Raw genomic sequence first — 25,111 nt, forward strand, 5'->3', positions numbered from 1 at the left:
TACTTCGAGCCTGCGTATTTTTGAGATGCTTGCTAGCAGCGTACAATATCCCACTCAAGATTATGGAGGGTGTTAGTTAGACATCGATAGGTCTCATCATGTTGCTTAGTTCTCAGTTCATTTGAAAACAGATTTAAGTTATCCAAGACCCTATCAATAGCCTCGCTTTCTTCGAGTTGATGTTGATGCTCTTTTATATTCTCCAGTATGGATTTTAGCTGCATCAATGAGTCTCTAAACTGGGTGAGTTTTCTTCTTTGAGTTCTTTTACACCAAGTGCCCCGTTTATCTTCAAGCTTTGCAATCAAAGGCTCTGCCTCAGAAAGAACTTGAGATTTTTCTCTTCTGTACGGTTCAATGGCTAAGATTGACATTAAACTGTTATAACTTTTACTCTCCAGGAAAAAACAGGTGAAATCTCTCATTCGCCGTATTAATTCGGAGATTGATACTAATTCCAGTCCAGGTTTATCAGGTAATGTCAGAGTGGATGCCTCTTTTTGCAGAACCTTTAGTCTGGCGATTAGATGTTCAAGCTTTATTTTTTTATGCTCATACTCTTTTTGTGCCCTGACTAAATCAGCCATTTTTTCATCAAAGATTTTCCGCAACTCTTCAGTTTCGGGAAGTGCTTTAAATTGAATCTCTCCATCTGAACGGATTGCTAAGTTTTCTCTGGCATCACGATAAGCATCCCACTTAGTGGTTTCCTCCTTGAGGTCTTTTACACATATAGTGATCTGCTGGAATAAAACTCTTTTTTTCTTCAAAATATTTTCGAGATTAATACGAGGTTCAGGAGTCACAGTAGAGAGGCTGCTTCTGCATTTTCGAGTCTCTTTAAGTGAAGGACTCATCTGATAAAAGGGGATAAAGTCAGTAACATCAAAGAGGCTTTCATCAAAATGGACTTTCTCACTTTCTTCCTCATTTGCTTCTCTGGATAACTCCAGAAAATCTTTCATCAGTGGTTGGTTGAGCAGCTTTGCATTTTCAAAAGGCAGCACAGCATTCTCAATAGGAGTGTCTGATAACCTGCTTTGTTGCAAGTAATCCGGACTTTTTGTTGTTTGAATCAGCAGAATTTTTGTATGAGGGACACAGTTTTTGGGGTGATATTTTTCTGGCCATACATTCCACTCAGGGCATTCTGACTTTGCTTCCATTTCCATCCCCGAGTCGAGCTGCTCACTTCTTTTAGCTCCTTTTGGTAGGTAACCGTACTTTTTAAAGAGTACTTCATCGTTTGGCACATTGTTTGGCTTCACCTTTCTGGCCTTGTTTTTCTCTGGTAGTCTATATTGTTCATCAAAGGGTAATTTCTTTTTTCTTTTCCGATTTGATTTTCTGACAGGGGGTTGGTTGTCTTCGGTACTGGTTTCTGAATATACAGCTGATTCTTGCCTTTTTTGATAATTGGTTTGGCCAATATTATATTCACCGATAGGCGTCTTGGTTAGAGGTACCTGTCCTGAAGGGATATATTTTTTGTTTTCTGTAGCACTGTCTGATTTATCTTGGCGTGGATGATCGGTCGGATAAATTAATAGGCTGTTCAAATTAGCATGTTCAGGTTTCATATTATTAGAATACTTATCTTTCAATTTTTTATGATGTGGATTTATTAAGCCTTTGATCCTCTTTTTCTTAAATGGTTCCATAGTTTTATTTATGAAACGCTTTATTGGTTTATGGTCTGCTCACTAGTTTGGTAGACCGGTGAACAGCCATATCAAAAGCATAAGTTAGTATTTTGGGGTCAGGTAAATTGCTTCGGGTTCTTACCAGTCATATGCTGATAAAATTCCTGTATCTTTTCCAAGTCTGATTCATAGTTGCCTGTAGTAAAGAACATGGGGCCAAAACCACCAACTTTCTTTTTAAAGTCTAGAAAACCCAGTGCTATGGGGACCCCAGCGCCGTGAGCCACGTGGTAGAAGCCACTTTTCCACTGGCGGACTTTACTGCGAGTGCCTTCAGGAGGAATGGCAATGGCGAAGTCCGAATAGTTATGGAAGGTATCTACCATCTGTTGAACCAGGCCATTGGCTTTGCTGCGGTCAACCGGTACGCCTCCCAGCCACTTCATTATGCCGCCAAGCGGACCCTTGAACAGGCTGCTTTTCCCCATCCAGAACACTTTCATACGGAAACAGAAGGCGAAGGCAATGGTCAGGACAAAGTCCCAGTTACTGGTGTGCGGAGCGGCAATAATGACGTACTTGCGGGCTGCAGGACGCTGTCCTTCTAGCTTCCAGCCAAACAGCTTCAGACCAAGACGGGATAAAAGGCGAAAACAGCTGTTAACGACAGGTGTATCAAAAATCGTATGACGCATTTTTATTGTAAAGACCTAGTCCATTGAATTGCCCCGTTATTATGCAACGGGGCTATCCAGACTATCTAGTACTTTAATGCGCGACAATATGATCAGTTATGAGAATGCAACTCGTCATTGAGCTCAATGGCGGACTTGTTGGTCAGGCATTCCAGTGCTCCAGTCAGTGAGTTTCTGCGGAACAGCAGGTCTGATTTACCCGCCAGATCGCCGGCTTTTACGACTTCAGCCACATTTTTCTGATCATCAAGCACTTGAACCTTACTGGCGGCTGTGAGGTAAAGCCCTGCTTCAATAATACAGCGGTCACCCAGTGGAATGCCAAGGCCAGCATTAGCACCGATCAGACAGTTTTCGCCCACAGAGATCACAATGTTGTTACCACCGGAGAGTGTTCCCATGGTACTGCAACCACCACCAAGGTCAGAGCCTTCGCCAACCATGACGCCTGCGGAAACACGGCCTTCAATCATGCTTTTGCCTTCGGTACCTGCGTTGAAGTTGATAAAGCCTTCATGCATCACCGTAGTGCCTTCCCCCACATAGGCTCCCAGACGAACCCTTGCGGTATGGGCAATACGAACGCCTGCAGGTACAACGTAGTCGGTCATTTTCGGGAATTTATCCACTGAATTGACGCTCAGAACACGACCTTCAGCACGAGCCTTTAGCTGGCGAGCGGGGAGCTCATCCAGATCTATAGCACCTTCACTGGTCCATGCAACATTGGGTAGCAGAGGGAAAATGCCTTGCAGGTTCACACCATGAGGTTTAACCAGACGGTGAGAAAGCAAGTGAAGCTTAAGATAGGCTTCTGGTGTGCTGGTGGGGGCATCATCAGTTTCCAGAATGGTGATGACCCGAGGCTGATGACTCTCTTCCAGGCTGCTGGTAATTGTGGCCAGCTCAGTTTGCTCAATATCGACAAACAGGTCTTCAAGGGCATGCAGTGTTTTGCTATCAAGCTCGATAAATTCGTTGCCACCCTTATAGTCAACCAGCTTGGCAATACTGTCTAACAGTTCAGGTGCAGGATTAAGAATAGGTTGTGGATAGAACACATCCAGCCACTGGTCTTTCTGGTTCTTACTGCCAATACCAATGGCCAGACTAAAATGCTGTTTACTCATTTATCATTCCTTCAATTTTCAGGAGCCTGTTGGAATTAAGACGGTCCTGCTGCGGTTACGATAAATTGGTCTAGAAATTCTCGTAATCCTCGTTATAGACGCTTAAGTTCGACAGACACCACGCTCGTTATAAAAGCTGGTCACTGTATTCTTGTTCAGAAAAACCCAGTAACTTCTGGTTGCCCGTATCCAGTAAAGGGCGTTTGATCATGGCTGGCTGTTCCAGCATCAGGCTAATTGCACGCTCGGCATTGATTGCAGGCTTCTCTTCTTCAGGAAGTTTCCGCCAGGTAGTTCCACGACGGTTCAGTAGAGCTTCCCAGCCCAACTCCTTTGTCCATGCTTCAAGCATGCTTTTTTCAAGGCCGTCCTTTCTGTAGTCATAGAAGCGGTATTCAATACCGTTACTCTCCAGCCAGCGCCGGGCTTTTTTAATGGTGTCGCAGTTTGGTATGCCGTATAACGTTAAGGTGACCACATTACCTCCTGTCTTTATGGAATACCTTTATCCCAAGGGTGTCTAACCCATTGATTTGTGTCGACCATAATCCAAACCAAAATGGCCCGGTGATCACTACACAAAATGAGCAAAGCTTACACGTTTCTGGCGGGGTTTGCCTAGGCTGACTGGTCTAACTGCCTGCTAGAGAGCTTGTTAAGGCTGTTTGGCTTCGGCTTTCTGTTATTGAACTGGAGTTAACGTTGCTCTCAGCAGTTCAACACGGCGCCGGTTAGCGCCGAAGTCGTAATATCCGATACGGGAGGAAGAGCGAACATCAACCCTGCCGTCAGGACGGATGATCAGTATCAGGTCATCTTTGAACTTAAGCCAGGGCGTTGTAAAAACAGTAATGACAACCTGTTCATTACTACTGATGACCTCTGCATTAGGCCAGCTCTGCAGAGTGTTCACCAGTCTTTCTTTTATTTGTGAGTTATCGGTATCGTTGAAATAGAGCGGTGAAATATTCTGCTTGCCAGAAACCAGGCTGCTGACACAGTTTGGGCTCTCAGGGCAGGGGAGCTCGTCCGAATCAGCTTGCACTGTCGTATTGATCATAAGCGGAAGTGCAAGCAGGCATAGGATCGCGGATTTTTTCACTGTTCTTGGTTCCTTGAGTTTCTGGTGATGCAATCTATCTACGCGAGCAGAGCGATAACGGCATCGGCAACGGCTTCCGAAGAGGCTGGGTTCTGTCCGGTTATTATAAGACCATCGTGAATCGTGTAGCTATTCCAGTCGGGGCCTTGTGTATAAATGCCTCCCGCCTTTTTGAGTTCGTCTTCCAGAGAAAAAGGAACAATTCCTTCCAGTTGTACGGCAACCTCTTCACTGTTACTGAAACCAGTGACCTTCTTGCCTTTAATAAGAGGCTCCCCATTTTGGTTAAGGGCTTTTAGAAGAACTGCCGGAGCATGACATACAGCAGAAACCGGCTTGCCCTGTTGGTAAAAACGTTCAATAAGGGCAATGGAGTCAGGGGCATTGGTTAAGTCCCAGAGAGGGCCATGTCCTCCAGGGTAAAATACTGCATCATAATCATCTGCAGAAACCTGGGCTAATTTGCCAGTGCTGGCCAGTTTCTCCTGAAGAGCTTGGTCTTGTGCAAAGCGTCGGGTTGAGTCGGTTTGAAAGTCAGGCAACTGGCTTTTGGGATCAACCGGAGGCTGGCCTCCGGCAGGAGATACCAAGGTAATGTCTGCACCAGCATCCAGAAAACGGTAATAGGGAGCTGCAAACTCCTCAAGCCAGAACCCCGTCTTTTCACCGGTCGCACCCAGTTCATTGTGGGAGGTCAGTATAAACAGAATTTTCATGGGAGGAGCCTCTGTTAACTATCAACTTTTCAGTGTGTTGAAAAGATGGTGATTTGTAAAGCGAATGGCTATTTAAACCCCTTCGTGAGTGCGCCGATATATCCATGAGTGTGGGCTTTTGCTGGCAGGTTTTGTTGTTGTCAGCACCGTAAATTATGGAAGATATGGGATTCATGGTTTGAATCAGTTGCAGGTTTCAGAGCATCAGTGCTCTTTTTTCGGTAAATCTGGCCGGTGTAAAGATTTGGCTGAATCGGGAAGTCAGTTTTGTTTCTGGCACGATCCTGATGCGGACAAAACCGGTGATGATGTAAAAGGAAGGCTTGAAGAGAGAGCGAAAAATGGACAGCCCATGGAGGGCTTTATTCTCCGAAAAGCCAATCTGGATAATGTGAATTTGGTCAATCATGGCAGCAGCAAGCCATTTCAACTGATCAATGGTGACCTGAGTCGAGCCAGTCTTCATAAGGCCCACCTGTATCGTATTGATCTTTCAGGTACACGCCTGTTAAAAGCCAATCTTTCCAATGCAAATTTACACCGGGCAAACCTCTCAGGGTGCAATCTGTTGGGGGTTAACCTGAAAAACAGTCTATTGGATCATGTCTATTGGGGCGATAAGCTGTATCAGGAGCAAGAAGCTGAAGCAGATCCCGATAATGCCATTACCATGTATGAAGAGGCGGAAGAGTCTGCAAGAAACATTCGGCGTCACTGTGAACATCTTGGAATGATGACTGCGGCGGGCCATTTTTTCTATCGAGAAAGGGTCTTTCATCGCCTGCAGATGCCGAAATATTCCCGGCAACGACTTATCTCTTACCTGGTGGATAAGATCAGCGGGTATGGTGAGTCACCATTGCGAGTGGTCGTTTTTTCCATCGTACTTATTATGCTTTGCTCATTTGTATACTTGTTTACCGGTGTACAGGATGGGGACACGGTTGTTCGTTTCAGCGAGAGTGCTGGATTATCTCAAAATCTGCTGTACTGGTTGGATTGTCTGTATTTTAGTGTCGTAACGTTTACGACATTGGGGTACGGAGACTTGACGCCCCTTGGGCTGTCTCGAATCTTTGCTGCCTGTGAAGCTTTCACAGGCAGCTTTTCCCTGGCTCTGTTTGTGGTGCTTTTTGTTAAAAAAATGATTCGCTGAATATTCAATTTATTGCCGGTAAATACTCAATTATCAGTTGCGTATGCATCTACCTCATCGGGATCACAACTGATAGCGGCATGGGGCTGTCCTTGAAGCAGTTTTTTAAACTGTTCTCTCTGGAGATGAATCAGCTCACGGTGGTTTCCACCCTGAAAGTATAAATCCTGAACAGCGTTGAGCTCATCATCCCAGCAGGTTTTCATTCCGTAAGCGATGCCCATGGCTGGCACTGCACCCATCTCACAGTCCGGGAAAAGCTCCTCAAGGCTATGTTCACTGACAAGGTGCAGGTGTCGGTTAAGCTTGGTGTTGACCCAGCGTAGCATGAGCTTGTTCATTGAAGGGACGATTGCCATTACGTAGCCATCATCGTCCTGAAGAACAATTGCTTTAGCCATGTTTTTAACAGGAACGCAGGCGACATGGGCTGTATTGAGTGCGCGGTCTGAATAAGGGTGACTGACCACTTCATAATCTACCTGGTTATGATTCAGAAAAGCCTGGAGTTTTGGAGCGATAGACATCAGACACTCTCTTTAAACTGAGAAATACATAGGACAGTTGTTTTATAAAGTCTATACGCAAATCTGTTGAAATATTGTTCAATATGAACCGGTTTTTAAGTTAATAGAGTATTAATAATTTATTTTTCAGAGCGTTTTAGTTTACAGGCTTGTATCCCCTGGCAGTTAGCACGTTTTGAATGCTTTTAAATAATACTTTTCAGGGTGATGCTTTTTTGCACTCTTCTGTCTGTAGCGGTATCCTTCGCGGCGCTCAATAGGCTCTTAGCTGATAAATTAACCAATTCAATCACTGGCTTTTAAATTAGAGCCTGTGGGACAGAATGATGACGACAATAATGAAAAGACTCCTTTCTGTAGGAGCATTAACCTGTCTACCAACTACTGCAATGGCTGGCGATAAAGTGCTTGGTGTGACATCAAACCCGCTTGCCTGGGCCTGCATTGCTATTTTTGTGATTGCTTACTGTCTGGTGATGACAGAAGAGCAGCTTCATCTGCGTAAATCCAAACCGGTCATTATGGCAGCGGGAATTATATGGGCTCTTATAGCCTTCATTGCCGCACAGAAGGGTGTTCCTCATGAAGAATTAAAACAGGCCGTCATGCATGATCTTGAAGAGTATGCGGCGATGTTCCTGTTCCTGCTGGTTGCTATGACCTACATCAACGCCATGGAGGACCGGCAGGTGTTTGCCACGCTTCGAAGCTGGTTGATCAGCAAGGGCTTTAATTACCGAAGCCTCTTCTGGATTACAGGTATCATGGCATTCTTTATCTCTCCGGTGGCTGACAACCTGACCACAGCGCTGTTAATGGGTGCAGTGATTATGGCCGTCGGGGAGGGCAACCCAAAGTTTGTCACGCTGGCAATGATCAATGTGGTTGTGGCTGCCAATGCCGGTGGGGCCTTCAGCCCCTTTGGTGATATTACTACGCTGATGGTCTGGCAGTCGGGTAAGGTTGAATTTTTTAAATTCTTCAGCCTGTTCTTGCCGTCTGTCATCAATTATCTGGTTCCTGCCGTTATCATGAGTATCTTCATCGATCAGGGGCGGCCCGTTGGAATTAAGGCCGATAGCTCCATTCGGCGTGGCGGCATGATGATTTGTTTCCTTTTTCTGGTCACCATTTTCCTGGCAGTCAGCTTTGAAAAGGCGCTTGGGCTTCCGCCGTTTATGGGGATGATGACCGGCCTTGCCTTACTGATGTTCTATACCTATTTCATGCATATTCAAGGGTTGACCAGTAATCGGAGGTTAACCGCTCGACCGGCAGCAAAGGATGAGAAGATTGATATTTTTCAGGAGGTTGCCCATGCAGAATGGGATACCCTATTGTTCTTCTTTGGGGTTATTTTCTCCGTAGGAGGGTTGCGCTATCTTGGTTACCTCGACCTTGCCTCGGAAACCATGTATGCCGACCTGGGAGCCACGTGGACCAATATTATTGCCGGTGTGGTGTCTGCGGTGGTAGATAATATTCCAGTGATGTTTGCTATCCTGGGTATGGATCCTGAAATGGATACGTTCCAGTGGTTGCTGATTACTCTGACAGCGGGGGTAGGAGGGAGCTTGCTCTCAATCGGCTCAGCTGCTGGTGTCGCCTTGATGGGAACCTCAAAAGGTGGCTACACCTTTATGACCCACCTGCGGTGGAGTTGGGCCATTGCTTTAGGGTATGTTGCCAGTATCTGGGCTCACTTCCTGGTTAATGGTTGATAACTGATCGTTAGGCCTGAAGGGGAGCGGGCAGCCTCAGGCCATTATTTTGTAAAAATTAGCTGTCAGTTAAAAGCGATAGGCCAGCTGGAGGGTTTGGAAATCAAGCCCTTCATTATCGCTGTTCAGGTTGGCATTTGAATAGTGCATCCAGCCATAGCTGACTTCAAATGGATTATCCTCTCCCAGTGTCAGGCCGACCATTGCCCGGGTTTCAAACTGCCAGTGTCCGCCCATATTGATTCCGGAAAGGTGCTGCTGCTCAATATCTTTTTCACTCTGATAACTAACGCCAACACCAAGATCAAGAAAAGGTGAGGTTTCACCAATTAATGGGCCGTTACTTGTGAAGCGAAAAATAGGGCTTAAGCTGATCTGTTTTACGCTGTCAGCACCTATTCGACGGCTGTCTTCAGTTGGGCTTAGAGTACTTTTCCAGTGACCTAAAGCCAGTTCTGCATAACTCTGCAGAAGAATTGACTCTGAGGACCACAGAGCGTCTGAAAGGTTCCAGGCAAGAGCCAGTCGATATTGATTGATCTCAGCCTGCCGGTCAGTAAATGGTGCAATAGACTGACCATAAGCCAGACTTATTTTATCGGGTTGCCAGTCAGCATTGGTGATTGAGGGCAGCAAGGCAAGAACAGCAAGAGATAATGCCTGTTTCATATGGAAGTCCTTTCTGGCTGTGTTGCTTGAAATCAAACAGCACGGCGCTAACAGTTATTATTATTTTTAATCAATATATTTCATAAGTTATCAAAAGACTACTGTTTTGGAAAATTATATTTAAATTGTCGTTTATTGTCCTATTGGCTGGTGATTGTTGAGTTTCAGGTGGGAAGAAAGCTTTTTCTAAGGGGCCTCAGGCACAAATGGCAGGAAGTATGAGTAAAGAGATACATTGCCAACACCTCCGAAAAGGTAAAAATGCTTGTTAGCGCTTGCATACTGATACCTCAACGCTAGTTTTAGGGGTTCGCACCATTTCATAGTGGCCAACTTATGTTTCCAGAAAATAAATACTCAGGACTTGATCCAAACTATGGGGTAGTGAAGGAGCAGCAAGAGCCGGCTGGTACAGAAGGCCGGGAGTTGGATGGAAAACAGAATCGATCCAGAGAGGTTCGACCAGATAGTGGGCCAATAATACCAATGCATCATCGTAAGGTAGATCCTTATGACCCCGGGTTTTCAAATAGTCCTCAAGGCTCTCCATTGAATTTGACTACACAACACCCTTCACAAACTGCCTCCTGTTCAAGTGGAGAGATGAACATTGCTAGAAGAGCGTACCTTGTGGAGTGTTTCGATCAATTGGTGGCAGAAATATGCCCCAGAGGTACGAAGTTCTCAGAAATTGGAGTTAATATCTTATGTGGGGAGTGGCGAGAAAAGCTGTTTAAGGTATGCCAGGGTTTGAAAGATGATCAGGGGTTTGCAAAAGAAGTATTAAAGAAATCATTGATGTATCTACGATCGGGTAACCCTGAAAAACAGGAGAAGATCCTTCCAATCACAATCAAAAACTTCCTTATGCCTTTTTTAGAAAGCTGGGTTGCCAGAAATTTTCAAAATGAGTTTGGTGCTATCACTTCAGCGTTGAGTAATTGCATCTTTTTCAAGGCTCTCAATGCTTGCATCGTCTATAGCAGACACCCCGATACCCATCAGCATCATCCAGCATTATCTTTGAACCTGCAAGGTACAGGCTGGAGCAGGCCGGTTAGCCTGACTTACTTTATTGAGAATGCTCTTGGCGGACATGAGCAAGGTTTTCGACATAGCATGCTGTTTGATCTTGAAATACTTTGTTTCATGAAGCAATGGGAGCATAGGCACAATGGTTTTCATGTGGATGTAAGAACCTCATTGAATTTCAGAGAATACAGCAAATCTATTTTAGAGATCATTCTGATCAACAATATAAACCGTAGTCGATGGACTGAGCCGCTTGATTTTTCAAGCTTTTTTCAAGTTGATTGTAATGGTCCCGAATTGTGTAAAGGTGATCTGCTTTTCAGGCTGGGCGAAATACATCAACAACTGGCCCACAACGAAAGTGGGCATAGAACTGGCGATGATGTGACAGAATACAAAAGCTTTAAAAAATTATACCTGGCGGAAAAAGAAAAACAGCTGTCGGGAAATACTACAAAGTTTGAAGCGTTATAGAAAAACGTTGATCATCGTATGATTTTATATGGACTGTGGATTTAATATGGGGGTTGACTCCCTCAGTCGCAAACTGAGGGAGGGACATATTTATCCATCCAGCTTCTGTTTTAGAATCTGGTTAACCATACCGGGGTTGGCCTTGCCTTTGGAAGCCTTCATGCACTGGCCAACAAAAAAGCCGATCATTTTTCCGCGCTTGTCTTCAGGTGCTGCGCGATAGTTTTCGACCTGCTGGGCATTGCTTGCCAGAACTTCATCAATCATGGCTTCAATGGCTCCCGTATCGGTCACCTGCTTGAGACCTTTTTTCTCGATCACTTCATCAGCGGTGCTGCACTCACCTTGCCAGAGGACTTCAAAGACTTCTTTCGCGATTTTGCCGGAAATGGTGTTGTCTTTGATGCGTTTGATCAGGCCACCGAGCATGTTGGTAGAAACCGGGCTTTCAGTAATGCTGATACCGTTCTGGTTCAGGGACTTGGAGAGTTCACCCATAATCCAGTTGGCAGAGAGCTTGGCATCATCACTGACACTGACTGTGGCTTCAAAGTAGTGAGCGGTTGCCTGATCTGCTGAGAGAATCTCGGCGTCATAATCGCTCAGACCAAAATCAGTGATAAAGCGTGCCTTTTTGGCATCGGGCATTTCGGGCATTTCTGCCTTCAGTTTTTCAAGGCGACTGTCGTCAATAATAACAGGCAGCAGGTCTGGGCATGGGAAGTAACGGTAGTCGTTAGCTTCCTCTTTGCTGCGCATGGAGCGAGCCTCTCCGGTATCGCCGTTATAGAGACGGGTCTCCTGAATAACGGTACCACCATCTTCAATCAGTTCAATCTGGCGCTCTACTTCCTTGAAAATAGCTGCTTCCATAAATTTGAAAGAGTTCAGGTTTTTGGTTTCTGTACGGGTGCCTAGTTCCTTCTGGCCCTTTGGACGAACAGATACGTTTACGTCAAAGCGCATGGAGCCCTGTGACATTTCGCCATCACAAATACCCAGTGTGGTGACAATAGAGTGCAGTTTTTTAGCAAAAGCCACGGCTTCTTCAGCATTGCGGATATCAGGCTCAGTAACAATCTCAATCAGTGGAGTGCCTGCACGGTTCAGGTCGATACCACTCATGCCGTGGAAGTCTTCGTGCAGGCTTTTTCCTGCATCTTCCTCCAAGTGGGCATGGTGGATTCGAATGCGTTTGGTGGAGCCGTCAGTCAAGGTGATATCAACGTGGCCGGCACCAACAATGGGTTTTTCCAGCTGGGTAGTCTGATAGCCTTTTGGCAGATCCGGGTAGAAGTAGTTTTTACGTTCGAAGACGTTGACCTTGTTGATCTCGGCGTCGATGCCCAGGCCAAACTTAACGGCCATGTTAATAGCTTCTTCGTTAACTACCGGCAGAATACCTGGCAGGCCAAGATCTACCGCACAGGCCTGAGTGTTCGGTGCTGCACCAAAAGCAGTGGAGGCACCGGAAAAGATTTTGGTTTTGGTGGCGAGCTGGACGTGAATCTCCAGTCCGATAACGGTTTCCCATTGCATGTTACTGTGTCCTATACCAATGCCGGAGATTTCTGGTGCCAGTCTGTCGCCTGCTGGAAGCGGTGACCAATATTCAGCAGACGGGCCTCATCAAAGTGCTGCCCTATAATCTGCAGACCTACAGGGCGATTATTTGCCATACCTGCTGGAACGGATAGTCCGGGAAGGCCAGCCAGGTTAACCGACAGTGTATAGATATCCGAGAGATACATGGCTACCGGGTCATTACTCATGGAGCCGATATCAAAGGCGGATGTTGGTGCATTTGGCCCCATAATGACATCACATTCTTTGAATGCGTTGAGGAAGTCATCGCGGATCAGACGGCGAATCTGCTGTGCCTTACGATAGTAAGCATCGTAATAGCCTGCAGAAAGGGCATAGGTACCAACAATAATACGACGTTTGACTTCTTCTCCAAAGCCTTCACTGCGGCTACGGATGTAGAGATCCATCAGGTCTTTTGGATCTTCACAGCGGTATCCAAAACGAACCCCGTCAAAGCGGGAAAGGTTGGATGAAGCTTCTGCTGGCGCAATGACATAGTAGGCAGGAATGCACAGCTCGGCATTGGGCAGACTGACTTCCTTAACCTTTGCACCAAGCTTTTCATACTCGGTGATAGCATTACGAATCTGCTGTTCGACTTCACTGTCCAAACCGGCCGTGAAATACTCTTTTGGCAGGCCGATGGTCAGACCTTCCAATGAATCATTCAGTGATGCTGTGTAGTCTGGTACTTCATGGTTCAGACAGGTGGAGTCTCTGGTATCGAAGCCAGCCATGGTGTTCAGCATAATGGCAGCATCTTCTGCAGAGCGGGTCATGGGGCCGGCCTGATCGAGGCTTGAGGCATAGGCGACCATGCCATAACGGGATACTCTGCCGTAGGTTGGCTTGAGGCCGGTAATGCCGCAGTGGGAGGCAGGCTGGCGAATGGAGCCTCCAGTGTCTGTGCCGGTAGCGCCTGCTGCCAGCAGTGCTGATACGGCTGCTGCCGAACCACCGGAGGAGCCACCCGGGATTGCTGATTTGTCCCATGGGTTTTTGACTGGGCCGTAATGGCTGTTTTCATTGGAAGAGCCCATGGCGAACTCATCCATATTGGTTTTGCCGAGCATTACTGCGCCGGCATCTTTGAATTTACCGGTTACGGTGGATTCGTATGGGGCAATAAAGTTGTCCAGCATTTTGGAGCCACAGGAGGTCTTAACGCCTTCCGTGCAAAACAGGTCTTTATGGGCAACAGGAATCCCGGTCATGGCATTGGCATTGCCTGCAGTACGCAATGCGTCCGCTGCTTTTGCCTGTTTCAGGGCTAATTCTTCAGTCACCGTAATGAAGCTGTTAATGTCACCATCATACTGCTTGATTCGGTCAAGATAACTTTGTGTCAGTTCGACACTGGATATTTCGCCACTGGCTAATGCCCGGCTCTGTTCTGTAATGGTTTTATCGTACATGGGATTCGGTCGGTTGGAAGACGTATTGTATAGAAGAGGCTCAGCTTCTACCGGACTCAGAGCAGTTACTATGAAAATAATGCCATTTCGGCTTTTCTACCATGTTTACTGCTTCAGCAACTATCGTGTTACTCAATAACACGGGGAACCAGAAAGAGGCCTTCTTCGACGGCAGGTGCACAGCTTTGTAATTGTTCCCGTTGATTTTCTTCGGTTACGATGTCAGGCCGCAGGCGCTGGATTGCATCCAGAGGGTGTGCCAAGGGCTCAACGCCCTGTGTATCTATGGCCTGCATTCTATCGACCAGTTCCAGTATACTGCCGATGGTGGCGGTTGTTGCTTCCACGGCATTGTCGTCAATGGATAAACGTGCAAGGTGTGCAACCTTTTTGACTCCAGAGGCGTCGATGGCCATTGGTTTGATTTCTCCATAAATAAACAACAATGAGTGAAAAAATCACTTATTGTGTAGTCAGGCTATGAAAGTGATTATCGAATTTCAGATAATATCACTTCTAAATAAATAAGGAGCTAATGTATGGGTTGGCCACTTATTTCTCAAGGGTTTCATGGATATGGATGCGGTAAGTCAGCGGAGTTCTCTCTATAGGAAAGGTAAGCAGAGTGCGGGTTGCTGTAAAAAATAAACCGCTATCCATTGGGGAAATGCATGGGCTGCCACCTGATTTTTCGGTAAATCCCAGTAATGGAGCCTTTGTCCGAATGCTTTCACTGAGGTAAATGATTCAGGCACAGTTCCCACAGAGCACAATTGCTGCTTGCCCTCTGGAGACAGCATTGTTAGAGTTTCTAGAATTACCCAAGCCTTGAATCAAGGTACACCATAACATGCTGAAAAGGTTACGTGGCCTGTTTTCCAGCGATCTCTCGATCGACCTTGGAACTGCCAACACTCTGGTCTATGTCCGTGAAAAGGGCATAGTGTTAAATGAACCCTCCGTGGTTGCTATCCGCAATCTGGGCACCCAGAAGAGCGTTGTGGCCGTTGGTGCCGATGCTAAGCGGATGCTGGGTCGGACGCCTGGCAATATCACCGCAATACGCCCAATGAAGGATGGCGTTATTGCAGACTTTGATGTCTGTGAACGAATGCTTCAGCACTTTATTAATAAGGTGCATGAAAACAGTTTTATTCAGCCCAGCCCGAGAGTGCTGGTCTGTGTGCCCTGCAAGTCAACCAAGGTTGAAAAGCGGGCCATCCGTGAATCGGTACTTGGTGCCGGTGCACGGGAAGTGTATCTGATTGAAGAGCCTATGGCTGCCGCCATTGGTGCCGGGCTGCCTGTTGAAGAAGCCAGCGGCTCCATGGTGGTGGATATCGGTGGTGGTACTACTGAGATTGCGATTATATCCCTCAGTGGCGTGGTTTATTCTGAATCTGTGCGCATTGGCGGGGACCGCTTTGATGATGCCATTGTGACCTATGTTCGTCGCAACTATGGTAGCCTGATCGGTGATGCTACCGCTGAGCGTATCAAGCAGGAAATTGCTATCGCTTATCCAAGTGATGAGTTGTTGGAAATTGATGTGCGTGGTCGTAATCTGGCGGAAGGTATTCCACGGAGTTTTACCCTGAACAGTGGTGAGATTCTGGAAGCGCTTCAGGAGTCATTAACTGCAATTGTTCAGGCCGTGAAGAGTGCTCTGGAGCAATCTCCACCTGAACTGGCTTCGGATATTGCTGAACGTGGCCTGGTACTTACCGGTGGTGGAGCACTGTTGCGTGATCTGGATAAACTGATTAGCGAAGAAACCGGCTTGCCAGTTTTGGTTGCTGAAGACCCTCTCACCTGTGTGGCCCGTGGCGGCGGCCGGGCGATTGAAATGATGGATAAACACCGTATGGATCTTTTATCCACTGATTAATCAGGTGCTCCAGCCTCTGTTAGTCAAAATTTATTTGCAAAATAATCAGCAATATTTCCTGTGGAGATATTGCTGATTTGCTATTTTAGACTGCCGTCAGGCAAAGTTGATTATTGCTTTTTAATCAGCGACCCGGTTTCTGTTGTGTCTATACCTCTTGGGCTTCAGAGGTTTATAAATGGTCGTTGATAATTATCATTACTTCACACAGCGGATCGCTGGAAAATGCCAGTCTCAGTCAGGCTGACAGCACAGTTTTTGTAAACCATCATAATCTGGAGAGGTGGGTGAATTTACAAATGGCATTTTCAATGTAAGTAGCATACTGAGGCCTGGTAAGGAGCAGGTTATTAAACCGATTTTCAGTCAAGGCCAGTCACTGGTTACACGATTTGTTTTGCTAGGCATCTTGTCACTGGCATTATTGTATTTTGATCATAGCTATCGAGCACTGTCACAGGTTCGCCAATGGTTGACCGTCGCCGCTACTCCCGTTCTCTTTCTTGCGGACCTGCCTGGGCGTATATGGGGGACGGCATCACAAGTTGTTATATCGCATAATGAGTTGTTGCAGGAAAATGCCCGCCTGAAAGCCAGAAACCTGATTCTTGAGCAGAAAGTTCAGAAGCTGGCGTCACTTACAGCACAAAATATTCGTTTGAGAGAATTGTTGAACTCTTCTGAACTGGTGGATGAGCAGGTGCTGGTCTCTGAAGTTGTCGGTGTTGATCCTGACCCATTCAGGCATCGTGTGGTTATTAATAAAGGCTCTTTCGATAAAGTCTATGAAGGTCAGGCCATCCTGGATGCTCATGGTGTTATGGGACAGGTGGTTGAAGTCAGTCCTGTGAGCAGTCGGATATTGATGCTGACTGATTTGGCTGCGCGAGTCCCTGTTCAGAATAACCGAACCAAGTATCGAGCCATTGCTGCAGGCACTGGCCGGGCAGACCGTCTTGAGTTGTTGCACATTCCGACCACAGAGGATTTTCAGGAGGGGGACCTGTTAACCAGTTCCGGTCTTGGAGGTATCTATCCGGAAGGTTATCCCGTCGGTGTGGTCACTCATGTCAGGCATAAACCGGGTGATGCCTTTGCCACTATTGAGGTTCAGCCTCTGGCAGAAGTGAACCGAAGCCGGGTTGTGCTTCTTGTTTTTCGTGAGGTTAAGGATCTCATTGAGCCGGTGGAGCCAGTACTATCAGAACCCATAAAAGAGCCAGAATCGATCAAAAAGACTGAAGAGGGGCGGGCGTTATGATTCAGCAGGCTAATGCCCACTGGGTTGTTTGGATGACCCTGCTGGTTGCTGCGATGTTCAGTATTATGCCGTTGCCAGAGTGGTTATCACTGATGCGCCCGGCATGGGTGCCTCTTGTTGTCATTTACTGGGTTTTGGCGTTACCTGAACGATTCGGTTTGTTATTTGCCTTTATCACTGGCTTGTTGCTGGATGTATTTCAGGGAAGCCTGTTTGGCCTTAACTCCCTTGGCATGTTGATGGTTGCATTTATTGTACTCAGCCTGCATCGGCGATTGAGGTTGTTTCCTGTCTGGCAGCAGGCATTTATGGTGTTTTTAATGGTTGGTTTTTACCAGGTATTGCTTCTTTGGGTGCGAAGCGCTGCTGGGGATACGGTTCCATCAGTCTGGTATCTTCTGCCTTCCGTTTCCAGTGCTGTGATCTGGCCCTGGGTTATGTCCGGGTTGCGCTTTTTGAGGCGTTATTTTCGCGTAGTGTAGCCTTATACTCCCAAGGCGACCGAATACAGAGTTTAAGATGATCTATCTTGCTTCCCAGTCCCCACGCCGAGCTGAATTGCTGAAACAGATAGGCGTACCTTTTCAAAAATTGATTTGTGACATTGATGAAACGCCTTTCTCGCAGGAAGCTGCCTCTGACTATGTACTGAGAATGGCTCGGGAAAAAGCAGAAGCAGGCTGGCAGGAAGTGCTTTCGTCAGGTTCAGTCAAAATGCCGCTTCTTGCTGCTGACACTACGGTTGTCTGCAATAACCAGATTCTTGGTAAGCCCCGGAATACAGACGATGCTCGTCACATGTTAAAAATGCTTTCCGGTAACACCCATCAGGTGATGAGCGCCGTAGCCATCACGGATGGTGAACAACACCATTCAGAAATTTCTGTGACAAATGTTGTGTTTAATAAACTGACTGATCAGTTAATTAAAGACTATATTGCAACGGGTGAGCCAATGGATAAAGCAGGCGGATACGGTATTCAAGGTTACGGTGCAGTTCTTGTTGCCAGTATATCCGGTAGCTATTCAGCGGTAGTTGGGCTGCCGTTAATGGAAACTTCTCACCTTCTTGATCACTTTAATATCCTGGTTTGGCAAGCTTAGGGGCTGGGCATATGACTAATTGTGAACATCCACTTGTGACTTTATGCTTTTATTTTGGACTGTAATGTCTGGATGAGGGTTTTAAAGAGTTCGGAATAATAAATACAGTAAGAAAAATACAGTTATCTTTCGCCTGAAAGTCTCTTGGAACAGTTTTTGGTATAAAGTTTGTCAGGAAGCAAAAAACGCACACTGATTACTGGTATGATCGAACTAACTGGACTGTATATCTGTCAGGAAGCTGCCGGACTTAGCCGATCGTAGCGAGAAAAAATGGCCAAATCCGGCTTTTTCTATGTAGGTCAGTGGTAAGTCCGACAGCCTTCTGGTACATCAGCTCTACTAAAGGATTGGTGACAGTGTATTGACCTGTGGTGCCTCAATTTCCGAATCAATTTTCGGGTAAAAAAACCAGGCATTACAGGTCAATGCATTAAAGGAATTGAGGGACTGGGATGAGCGAAGAAATTCTCATGAATATCACGCCCATGGAATCACGGGTGGCTCTCGTTGAAAATGGGGTGCTGCAGGAGATCTATGTCGAGCGGGCTCGTAGTCGCGGTATTGTTGGCAATATTTATAAAGGTAAAGTCGTCCGGGTTCTGCCAGGTATGCAGGCTGCTTTTGTCGATATTGGCCTTGAGCGAGCTGCGTTTATCCATGCCAGTGAAATTGCACCAAGGCAGGAAAAAAACAGCGAGGATACTCAGGAACGTCCTATCTATGAACTGGTGCATGAAGGCCAGTCTCTGGTGGTTCAGGTCACTAAAGACCCGCTTGGAACTAAAGGGGCCCGTTTAACCACGCACATCTCAATCCCTGCCCGCTATCTGGTACATATGCCCAAAAATAACCATGTGGGCATTTCCCTTCGCATAGAAGATGTCGAGGAGCGCGAGCGTCTCCGACAATTGGTAGAGTCCTGCCTTGAGGGCCAAAGTGAAAGCCCTTCTGAATATTCTGCAGACCCGGGCGGCTTTATTTTGAGAACGGCTGCTGAAGGTATTGGTGATGCTGAGGTTCGGGCGGATATTCTTTTCCTGCGCAGGCTGTGGGATACCATTGAAGAAAATATCAAGGACAGTAAGGCCCCCGCGACGGTTTATGAAGATCTTCCTCTACATCTTCGAACCATGCGAGACCTGGTGAATCCGAACATTGAGAAAATTCGAATTGATTCTCGAGAAACGTTTGAGAAAGTTTCCAAGTTCGTGAAAAAACTGGTCCCAGAGATCGACGGCCGGGTGGAATATTACCCTGGTGAACGGCCAATTTTTGATTTATTTGGTGTTGAGGATGAAATTAATAAGGCGTTAAGTCGTAAGGTTCAGTTGAAATCAGGGGGGTACCTGATACTTGATCAAACTGAGGCAATGACGACCATTGACGTCAATACCGGTGCATTTGTTGGTCACCGGAACCTGGAAGAGACTATATTCAAAACCAACCTTGAGGCCGCTGTGGCCATTGCCCGCCAGCTCAGGTTACGGAATCTTGGTGGTATCATTATCATTGATTTTATTGATATGGAAGATTCGGAGCACCAGCGCCAGGTTCAGCGGGCCTTTGAAAAAGCAATGGAGCAGGATCACGCCAAGACCAATTTTACGGGTGTCAGTGAGTTGGGTCTGGTGGAGATGACTCGCAAGAGAACCCGGGAGTCACTGGAGAATGTTCTGTGTGAGTCCTGTCCAACCTGTGAAGGCCGTGGCACACTGAAAACTGCAGAAACGGTATGTTATGAAATCTTCCGGGAAATCCTCCGGGCTGTTCGGGCATACGACGGTGACAGTTATATGGTGCTGGCATCTGAGGCGGTCATTGACCGCTTGTTGGATGAAGAGTCCAATAATGTGGCTGACCTTGAAGAGTTTATTCAAAAGCCGATTCGTTTTCAGGTTGAACCCATTTATACCCAGGAGCAGTTTGATGTAGTTCTGGTTTAACTGGCGAATTTGGTACTTTTAGAAATGCGGTTTCTCATTAGTTGTGAGAAGCCGCATTTCGTTTATGAAAATACTGTTTATTTTGTCATGAATATTATTGAGCTGGGGTTGAGGTTTCATTGATAGTTATTGTTGTTTTGGGCCAGTCTGATTCTGGGCAGGTTGATGGTTTGTCAGGGCAGGGCCACGGTTGTTGAAGCGGATTTTAAACAGCCTTAAGCGGACTACTCCGCTCAAACGGAATCCAGAGGGTGTAAAGACTCAGTCTGGTGGCATATCTATGCTCAACAGTTTGATGAAGTGGAGCTGGAGACTTCTGATTACAGGACTGAGCATTCTGGTGGTTATGGTTGCTTTTGGGCGCTTGATGTTCAGTGCATTGCCTGTCTTACAACCTGAATTTTCCCGTTTTCTCAGTGGTCGTTTAAATGCTGACCTTCAGGTTGAGTCCATGACGGCTAAATGGAATGGCGGTGAGCCATGGCTGTCTCTGCGAGGTCTGACACTTAAGGGAAAAGAGGCGGACGTTACCGGCTTCAGCATTGAGCAGCTGGATATGGAACTGAGCCTAAGGGAGTCATTACTTCACTGGGCACCGGTATTTACGGCTCTGGAAGTCAAAGGTGTGAATATTGACCTGGTGCAGGGTGATGGTGCCCGATGGACCCTCTCGGGCATCCAGCAGATTGCCGGCTCATCATTACAAACTCCGGAATACCGTAAAGGCTCCTTACTGGAGTGGCTGTCTCTTCAGCAGATGGTTGATATCCACAATATTCGACTGAATCTGAGGAAGGCCAATGGCGAAAGCAGTGATATTAATGGCCGTTACCTGACGGTTCTGACGGATGATAATCGAAAAGAGTTGTCCGCCAGGCTTGAAGTTGGCGGTGGTTACTTTGAAATTGAAGGTAATGGCACCTCCAGTCGAGGCTTATTTTCACAGTGGCAGGGTATCGCGAAAGCCAGTGACCTTAATGCTGAACAGCTCTGTGCGTTATGGGCGGGTTGTTATGATGATGTGCTGGTTGCCATGGTTGAGTTCGATACCCAGTGGCACTACGACAATGAACACTGGCAGGTGCAGGGGCGTGTTGCGTCTCCGGATGTGGCTTATGTTGATAACTCTGGCAACCTGAGCCATCTCTCAGGGCAGTCGCAGCTGTTTATCCAGGGAGAGAGAGAGTCCAGCTGGCAGATCTGGTTGAATGATCTGCAGTTGGAAAATCGCTTGCATAACGGTGCTAACTATCAGTGGGAAAGCAGTTGGTATCTGACCGGTGGTCGAACCGATGAGTATACGATTACTGCTGCGACAGAAACACTGAACCTTGACCTTCTTAAGCGTTGGGTTCTGGATACTGATGCATTACCAAAACCGGTAGCTGATCTGATACAGACCCTGAACCCCAAAGGTCAGTTGAATGATCTTGCCATTCGCCTTTTCCCTTCCCGAAAACCCTTTGATTTTGATTTGAGTGCGCGCCTGGATAATGTGTCCGTTGATGCCTGGGAGGGGGCGCCCTCGGGAGGCAATGTCAGTGGTCAATTAAGGATGAACCTGTTACAGGGGTATCTGGATCTTGATACCCATCAGTTCCAGCTGGGTTTTCCTGAACTGTTTCGCGAAACATGGACATTCGATACGGCCCGGGCTCGACTTTATTGGGACGTTATCGACGACTTTTATATTCTGAGGTCTGATGATCTTGCCCTGAAAGGACCTGAAGGGGATTTAAAGGGTAAATTAAGGCTGGATGTCCCATTACTGTGGAACGAAGGTGAAAGTCTGGATATGGCGCTTACCGTCGGCATGAGTAATGGTGATGCTCGATATACTGGGAAATATCTGCCGGCTCTGATGCCTATGGACAGTGATCTGACTCACTGGCTGGATACGGCGATTCGCAAAGCCGATATTTCTGGTGGGGGCTTTATATACAACGGTGCCCTTGTTGGTGGCGACGAGGTTGGAGGAGGCAGTTCTGGTGATGGCTCTCAGGATTCCCGCTGGGGACTGTTTTTTGATATCAGTAATGGAGAACTGGATTACGAGCCAGACTGGCCTGTCATTACCGCATTGAAAGGGCAGGTTTATGTTAATGATGACCGGGTTGAAGTGCTGGCTGAAAGTGCTGAATCAGCCGGTGGCAGGCTAGATAATATTGTGGCCAGCGTTCCCTTGACAGGGGAGTCGATTCTCAAAATCAGCAGCCACCTGAATGCTGATGGTGAAACACTCAAATACTTTCTTACGCAAACACCGATTAATGACTGGATGGAAGGGGAGGCCAGAAAGTGGCAGCTGGATGGTGGGTTGAATGCGGGGCTTAATTTGACACTTCCTCTTGATGATCTGGACCGTTCAGCAGTGGATATTCGGTCAGCCGTTAATGACTTCCGGTTCGCTATTCCAGACCTCAATATTGATGTGAATGGCATTGATGGCGATTTATCGTTCAGCACTGAGCGCGGTCTATTTGCGAAACAACTGTCCGGCAGGTTCTTTGGTCAGCCAGCTAACTTCCAGATTCGTTCTGCGGTTGTGAATCAGCAGCCCGTGACCACCGATATAGACTGGAGTGGCAGAATATCTGTTCCTTCCCTTCAGGACTGGTTGAAGCTGGACTGGCTTAGTTTGCTGGAAGGTGAAACTGATTATCGTGCCCGATTATCACTCGGGCTGGATCAAGGGAGCACCGAACTCAGAGTGGACAGTGAACTGCTCGGGGTTGAAGTTGAATTACCGGATCCCATCGGTAAAACGGCTGATACGCCACTCCCTCTTGATCTTTCCCTGGTTAAAAAAGAGGGACATGAGTTGTTGAATGTTTCTCTGGCCAATCTGGGCAGACTGGAGATGAAAATGACGCCAGAATTTGCCCCGGAGTCTGCCTTGATTACCCTTGGGGATGACCCGTCAGCCCATCAAAAATCGGTAGATTGGCAGAGAGCTGACAGCAATACGTTTCTAGTGACGGGGAACTTACCGGTTCTGGATATTGATCCATGGAAGGAACGTTTTGAGGGGCAGCCTGGTAAGCCCGGTGAGCAACAGCTGGCTTCACGTATAGAAGTCGACAATGTTCGTATTGGCTTATTGAAGTATGGTGAATATCAATGGCCGGATGTTTCAGTCTCGCTTCAGCAGCAGGCTCAGCAGAAAGAGACTCAACTTGAAAGAAAAGGGATGAAGCTGAGTGTTGATGGGCAGAAACTAAGAGGTGATTTATGGATCCCAGAGCAGCGGGTAACCCCCTGGAAGCTGACTGTTGATCACGTTTATCTGCCTGAATCCGACTCGAAAGAAGTGCCGCCTGACAAAGGAAGTAAAGAGCCTGTTGATAGCCTTGCGGACGTGAATCCGGCAACGTTGCCCAATCTTGATGTGAACATCAGCCGTATTCAGGTGGGGAGCCGGGCACCGGCAAGTATTGGCTTCAAGCTTCGCCATGCTCCGAATGGCGTTAAGGTTGATAATATTACTGGTGAACTGTCGGGTGTCTCTCTCTCAGGCCTGGCGGACTGGGTACAGATGGATGGTGAGCAGCGTAGCTGGGTTCAGGGAACATTAAAGGGCTCCGGTATAAAAGATCTTCAAAAGGCTCTTGGTTTTTCAGGCTTTCTTGAAGCAAAAGAGAGTCGCTTTGATGCCAGCCTCAACTGGGAAGGGTCACCGATCGGAGGTGAAATTGCTACCATGAAAGGTCGGGTTGACCTCCTGCTGAAAAAAGGGCGGTTGCGGAAGGTGGATAGCAGCTCCTCTGGAGCGCTGAAAGTGTTTGGTATTTTTAATACTGAAGCGCTGGCACGCAGAATCCAGCTGGATTTTTCCGACCTTTATTCATCCGGTATTAGCTTTGACCAGATTCGGGGGAGCCTGAATTTTAACCAAGGTGTTATAACCTTTGATTCACCCATGGTGATTGAAGGTCCTTCGTCTGATTTCAAACTGGACGGCACTATCGATACCAATCGTGAAGAACTGGATTTGAGCCTGGTAGTTACTCTGCCGGTCTCGTCTAATCTGCCCATTCTCAGTGTTCTTTTAGGAACAGCGCCTCAGGTGGCTGGGATTATCTATATTGCCGACAAGCTCGTGGGCAAACAGGTGGATCAGCTGGCGAGTATTCGCTATCGGATTAAAGGGTCTTTTGATGACCCTAAAATGACACTGGATAAGCTGTTTTCCAATAAGCCTCGGAAAAATCAGGGAAAGAAAACAGGCAGTAGTCCTTAGCCTGAATATTTCATATTAACGAAGGGGGAAGGAGATCCCCTTTGCTTTTAGGCGGGGTATTAATAATCAACCAAACTTTTTTCTGCCCCCATTGTTCTACTCTGGGAGCGTTACCATGCTGTGGGGATTTTTTTGAACCACAGAGAGCACAAAGGAGAAGAAGAGCGCTTCTTCATGATCCTTGCGATCTATATGGTTCTGATTGTTAACCCATGAAAGCAGGGAGCAGATGCTTAAACCTGATCGAGCTTAGTGGGCTTAGAGATCGAAGACCTGTGCGGATTTCATCAGGGCTAGAGGTGAATATGGCCTCATCCCAAGGCCGGACTCTCTATCAAGGAAGGGGGGAGTATTACTTTTTAGCCATTAAGGAAAATTGATCTTTATATCCTGGGACGGGCGGTCCATAGATTGTAAATCTAAGTGTACTTCTGCCTCAGCCAATATAGCTGACTAAGCTGTCTTCAAACAGAGTCGGAACTTTGCTTATGGCCACTTTCCAGCTTATGATTGGCATCGTCTATTTGCTGGAAGCATCTTAACGTTAAGGCGGTTTTAAGAGGGACTCATGGAGTGTTTTCGTAACCCAGGTGTTTCTCACGCTCAGTGTTTAAAGCTGTTTCAATAGCCACCTTGGAAAGCACCTGTTCGTTGTAGCGAAGTCGTCAAGATTACTCGGATTTGATGGATTGGAAAGCTTCTTTAGCAAAAGCTTCAAGTTGTCTGGTATCCATGTCTGCCTACCTCAACCACATTGGGTTTGAAGATAGGCAGAAACACAGTTCTATCTACAGTCTCCAGGCCA

General features: G+C 46.9%; 20 protein-coding genes. 9 read left to right on the top strand and 11 right to left on the bottom strand.

Annotated features, from left to right (window positions below):
- Window positions 1–32 precede the first annotated feature (32 nt).
- From GV64_RS09210 to GV64_RS09235, 6 genes are all read right to left on the bottom strand, one after another.
- Window positions 33–1,661, bottom strand: coding sequence for a hypothetical protein (locus GV64_RS09210; protein WP_020585136.1), 1,629 nt, complete (start codon window positions 1,659–1,661; stop codon window positions 33–35).
- Window positions 1,662–1,759: 98 nt separating this feature from the next.
- The gene (locus GV64_RS09215) at window positions 1,760–2,338 is read right to left on the bottom strand and encodes a lysophospholipid acyltransferase family protein (RefSeq protein ID WP_020585135.1); all 579 of its coding nucleotides are present in this window, start codon (window positions 2,336–2,338) and stop codon (window positions 1,760–1,762) included.
- Window positions 2,339–2,430: 92 nt separating this feature from the next.
- Window positions 2,431–3,468 (bottom strand): 2,3,4,5-tetrahydropyridine-2,6-dicarboxylate N-succinyltransferase, encoded by a 1,038-nt coding sequence (dapD, locus tag GV64_RS09220; protein ID WP_020585134.1) that lies wholly within the window; start codon window positions 3,466–3,468, stop codon window positions 2,431–2,433.
- A 127-nt stretch (window positions 3,469–3,595) separates the two neighbouring features.
- Entirely contained in the window at window positions 3,596–3,946 is a 351-nt protein-coding gene (locus GV64_RS09225) for an ArsC family reductase (RefSeq protein WP_020585133.1), read from the bottom strand.
- A 204-nt stretch (window positions 3,947–4,150) separates the two neighbouring features.
- Window positions 4,151–4,570, bottom strand: coding sequence for a DUF1499 domain-containing protein (locus tag GV64_RS09230; protein ID WP_020585132.1), 420 nt, complete (start codon window positions 4,568–4,570; stop codon window positions 4,151–4,153).
- 38 nt (window positions 4,571–4,608) lie between these two features.
- Entirely contained in the window at window positions 4,609–5,286 is a 678-nt protein-coding gene (locus GV64_RS09235; RefSeq protein ID WP_020585131.1) for a type 1 glutamine amidotransferase domain-containing protein, read from the bottom strand.
- Window positions 5,287–5,530: 244 nt separating this feature from the next.
- On the opposite strand from GV64_RS09235, the gene GV64_RS09240 reads away from it, so the two are divergent.
- Complete coding sequence (locus GV64_RS09240) at window positions 5,531–6,442, top strand: pentapeptide repeat-containing protein (protein WP_201772475.1); 912 nt, start codon at window positions 5,531–5,533, stop codon at window positions 6,440–6,442.
- Between the two features lie 26 nt (window positions 6,443–6,468).
- Here the strand turns inward: GV64_RS09240 and GV64_RS09245 are convergent, their stop codons facing one another.
- Window positions 6,469–6,969 (bottom strand): aminoacyl-tRNA deacylase, encoded by a 501-nt coding sequence (locus GV64_RS09245; RefSeq protein WP_020585129.1) that lies wholly within the window; start codon window positions 6,967–6,969, stop codon window positions 6,469–6,471.
- 338 nt (window positions 6,970–7,307) lie between these two features.
- Here GV64_RS09245 and nhaD point away from each other — a divergent pair, with 338 nt between their 5' ends.
- Window positions 7,308–8,690: a sodium:proton antiporter NhaD gene (gene nhaD / locus GV64_RS09250; RefSeq protein WP_026258659.1), complete on the top strand. Its 1,383-nt coding sequence runs from the start codon at window positions 7,308–7,310 to the stop codon at window positions 8,688–8,690.
- Between the two features lie 69 nt (window positions 8,691–8,759).
- Here nhaD and GV64_RS09255 read toward each other — a convergent pair whose 3' ends face one another.
- Window positions 8,760–9,359: an acyloxyacyl hydrolase gene (locus tag GV64_RS09255; protein WP_020585127.1), complete on the bottom strand. Its 600-nt coding sequence runs from the start codon at window positions 9,357–9,359 to the stop codon at window positions 8,760–8,762.
- Between the two features lie 336 nt (window positions 9,360–9,695).
- Between GV64_RS09255 and GV64_RS09265 the strand changes: the two genes are divergently transcribed.
- A complete protein-coding gene (locus GV64_RS09265; protein ID WP_152553984.1) occupies window positions 9,696–10,865 on the top strand; it encodes a hypothetical protein in 1,170 nt (389 codons plus the stop codon).
- A 90-nt stretch (window positions 10,866–10,955) separates the two neighbouring features.
- Here GV64_RS09265 and gatB read toward each other — a convergent pair whose 3' ends face one another.
- The 3 genes from gatB to gatC all read right to left on the bottom strand — a co-directional run bounded on the left by gatB (window position 10,956) and on the right by gatC (window position 14,283).
- The gene (gatB, locus tag GV64_RS09270; RefSeq protein ID WP_020585124.1) at window positions 10,956–12,404 is read right to left on the bottom strand and encodes an Asp-tRNA(Asn)/Glu-tRNA(Gln) amidotransferase subunit GatB; all 1,449 of its coding nucleotides are present in this window, start codon (window positions 12,402–12,404) and stop codon (window positions 10,956–10,958) included.
- An 11-nt stretch (window positions 12,405–12,415) separates the two neighbouring features.
- The gene (gatA, locus tag GV64_RS09275) at window positions 12,416–13,867 is read right to left on the bottom strand and encodes an Asp-tRNA(Asn)/Glu-tRNA(Gln) amidotransferase subunit GatA (protein ID WP_020585123.1); all 1,452 of its coding nucleotides are present in this window, start codon (window positions 13,865–13,867) and stop codon (window positions 12,416–12,418) included.
- A 128-nt stretch (window positions 13,868–13,995) separates the two neighbouring features.
- Entirely contained in the window at window positions 13,996–14,283 is a 288-nt protein-coding gene (gatC, locus tag GV64_RS09280; protein WP_020585122.1) for an Asp-tRNA(Asn)/Glu-tRNA(Gln) amidotransferase subunit GatC, read from the bottom strand.
- Between the two features lie 434 nt (window positions 14,284–14,717).
- On the opposite strand from gatC, the gene GV64_RS09285 reads away from it, so the two are divergent.
- The 6 genes from GV64_RS09285 to GV64_RS09310 all read left to right on the top strand — a co-directional run bounded on the left by GV64_RS09285 (window position 14,718) and on the right by GV64_RS09310 (window position 24,306).
- The gene (locus GV64_RS09285; protein WP_020585121.1) at window positions 14,718–15,755 is read left to right on the top strand and encodes a rod shape-determining protein; all 1,038 of its coding nucleotides are present in this window, start codon (window positions 14,718–14,720) and stop codon (window positions 15,753–15,755) included.
- Window positions 15,756–16,038: 283 nt separating this feature from the next.
- Window positions 16,039–17,016 (top strand): rod shape-determining protein MreC, encoded by a 978-nt coding sequence (gene mreC, locus GV64_RS09290; RefSeq protein WP_020585120.1) that lies wholly within the window; start codon window positions 16,039–16,041, stop codon window positions 17,014–17,016.
- The gene (mreD, locus tag GV64_RS09295; protein WP_020585119.1) at window positions 17,013–17,498 is read left to right on the top strand and encodes a rod shape-determining protein MreD; all 486 of its coding nucleotides are present in this window, start codon (window positions 17,013–17,015) and stop codon (window positions 17,496–17,498) included. Before mreC ends, mreD begins: the two co-directional genes overlap by 4 nt.
- Before the next feature lie 37 nt (window positions 17,499–17,535).
- Entirely contained in the window at window positions 17,536–18,120 is a 585-nt protein-coding gene (locus GV64_RS09300; RefSeq protein WP_020585118.1) for a Maf family protein, read from the top strand.
- Window positions 18,121–18,575: 455 nt separating this feature from the next.
- Window positions 18,576–20,066 carry a ribonuclease G gene (gene rng, locus GV64_RS09305; RefSeq protein WP_020585117.1) on the top strand — a complete coding sequence of 497 codons (1,491 nt, stop codon included), beginning with the start codon at window positions 18,576–18,578 and terminating at the stop codon, window positions 20,064–20,066.
- Between the two features lie 280 nt (window positions 20,067–20,346).
- Complete coding sequence (locus GV64_RS09310) at window positions 20,347–24,306, top strand: YhdP family protein (protein ID WP_020585116.1); 3,960 nt, start codon at window positions 20,347–20,349, stop codon at window positions 24,304–24,306.
- Window positions 24,307–25,111 lie beyond the last annotated feature (805 nt).

Source organism: Endozoicomonas elysicola, assembly GCF_000710775.1.
GTDB classification, from domain to species: domain Bacteria; phylum Pseudomonadota; class Gammaproteobacteria; order Pseudomonadales; family Endozoicomonadaceae; genus Endozoicomonas; species Endozoicomonas elysicola.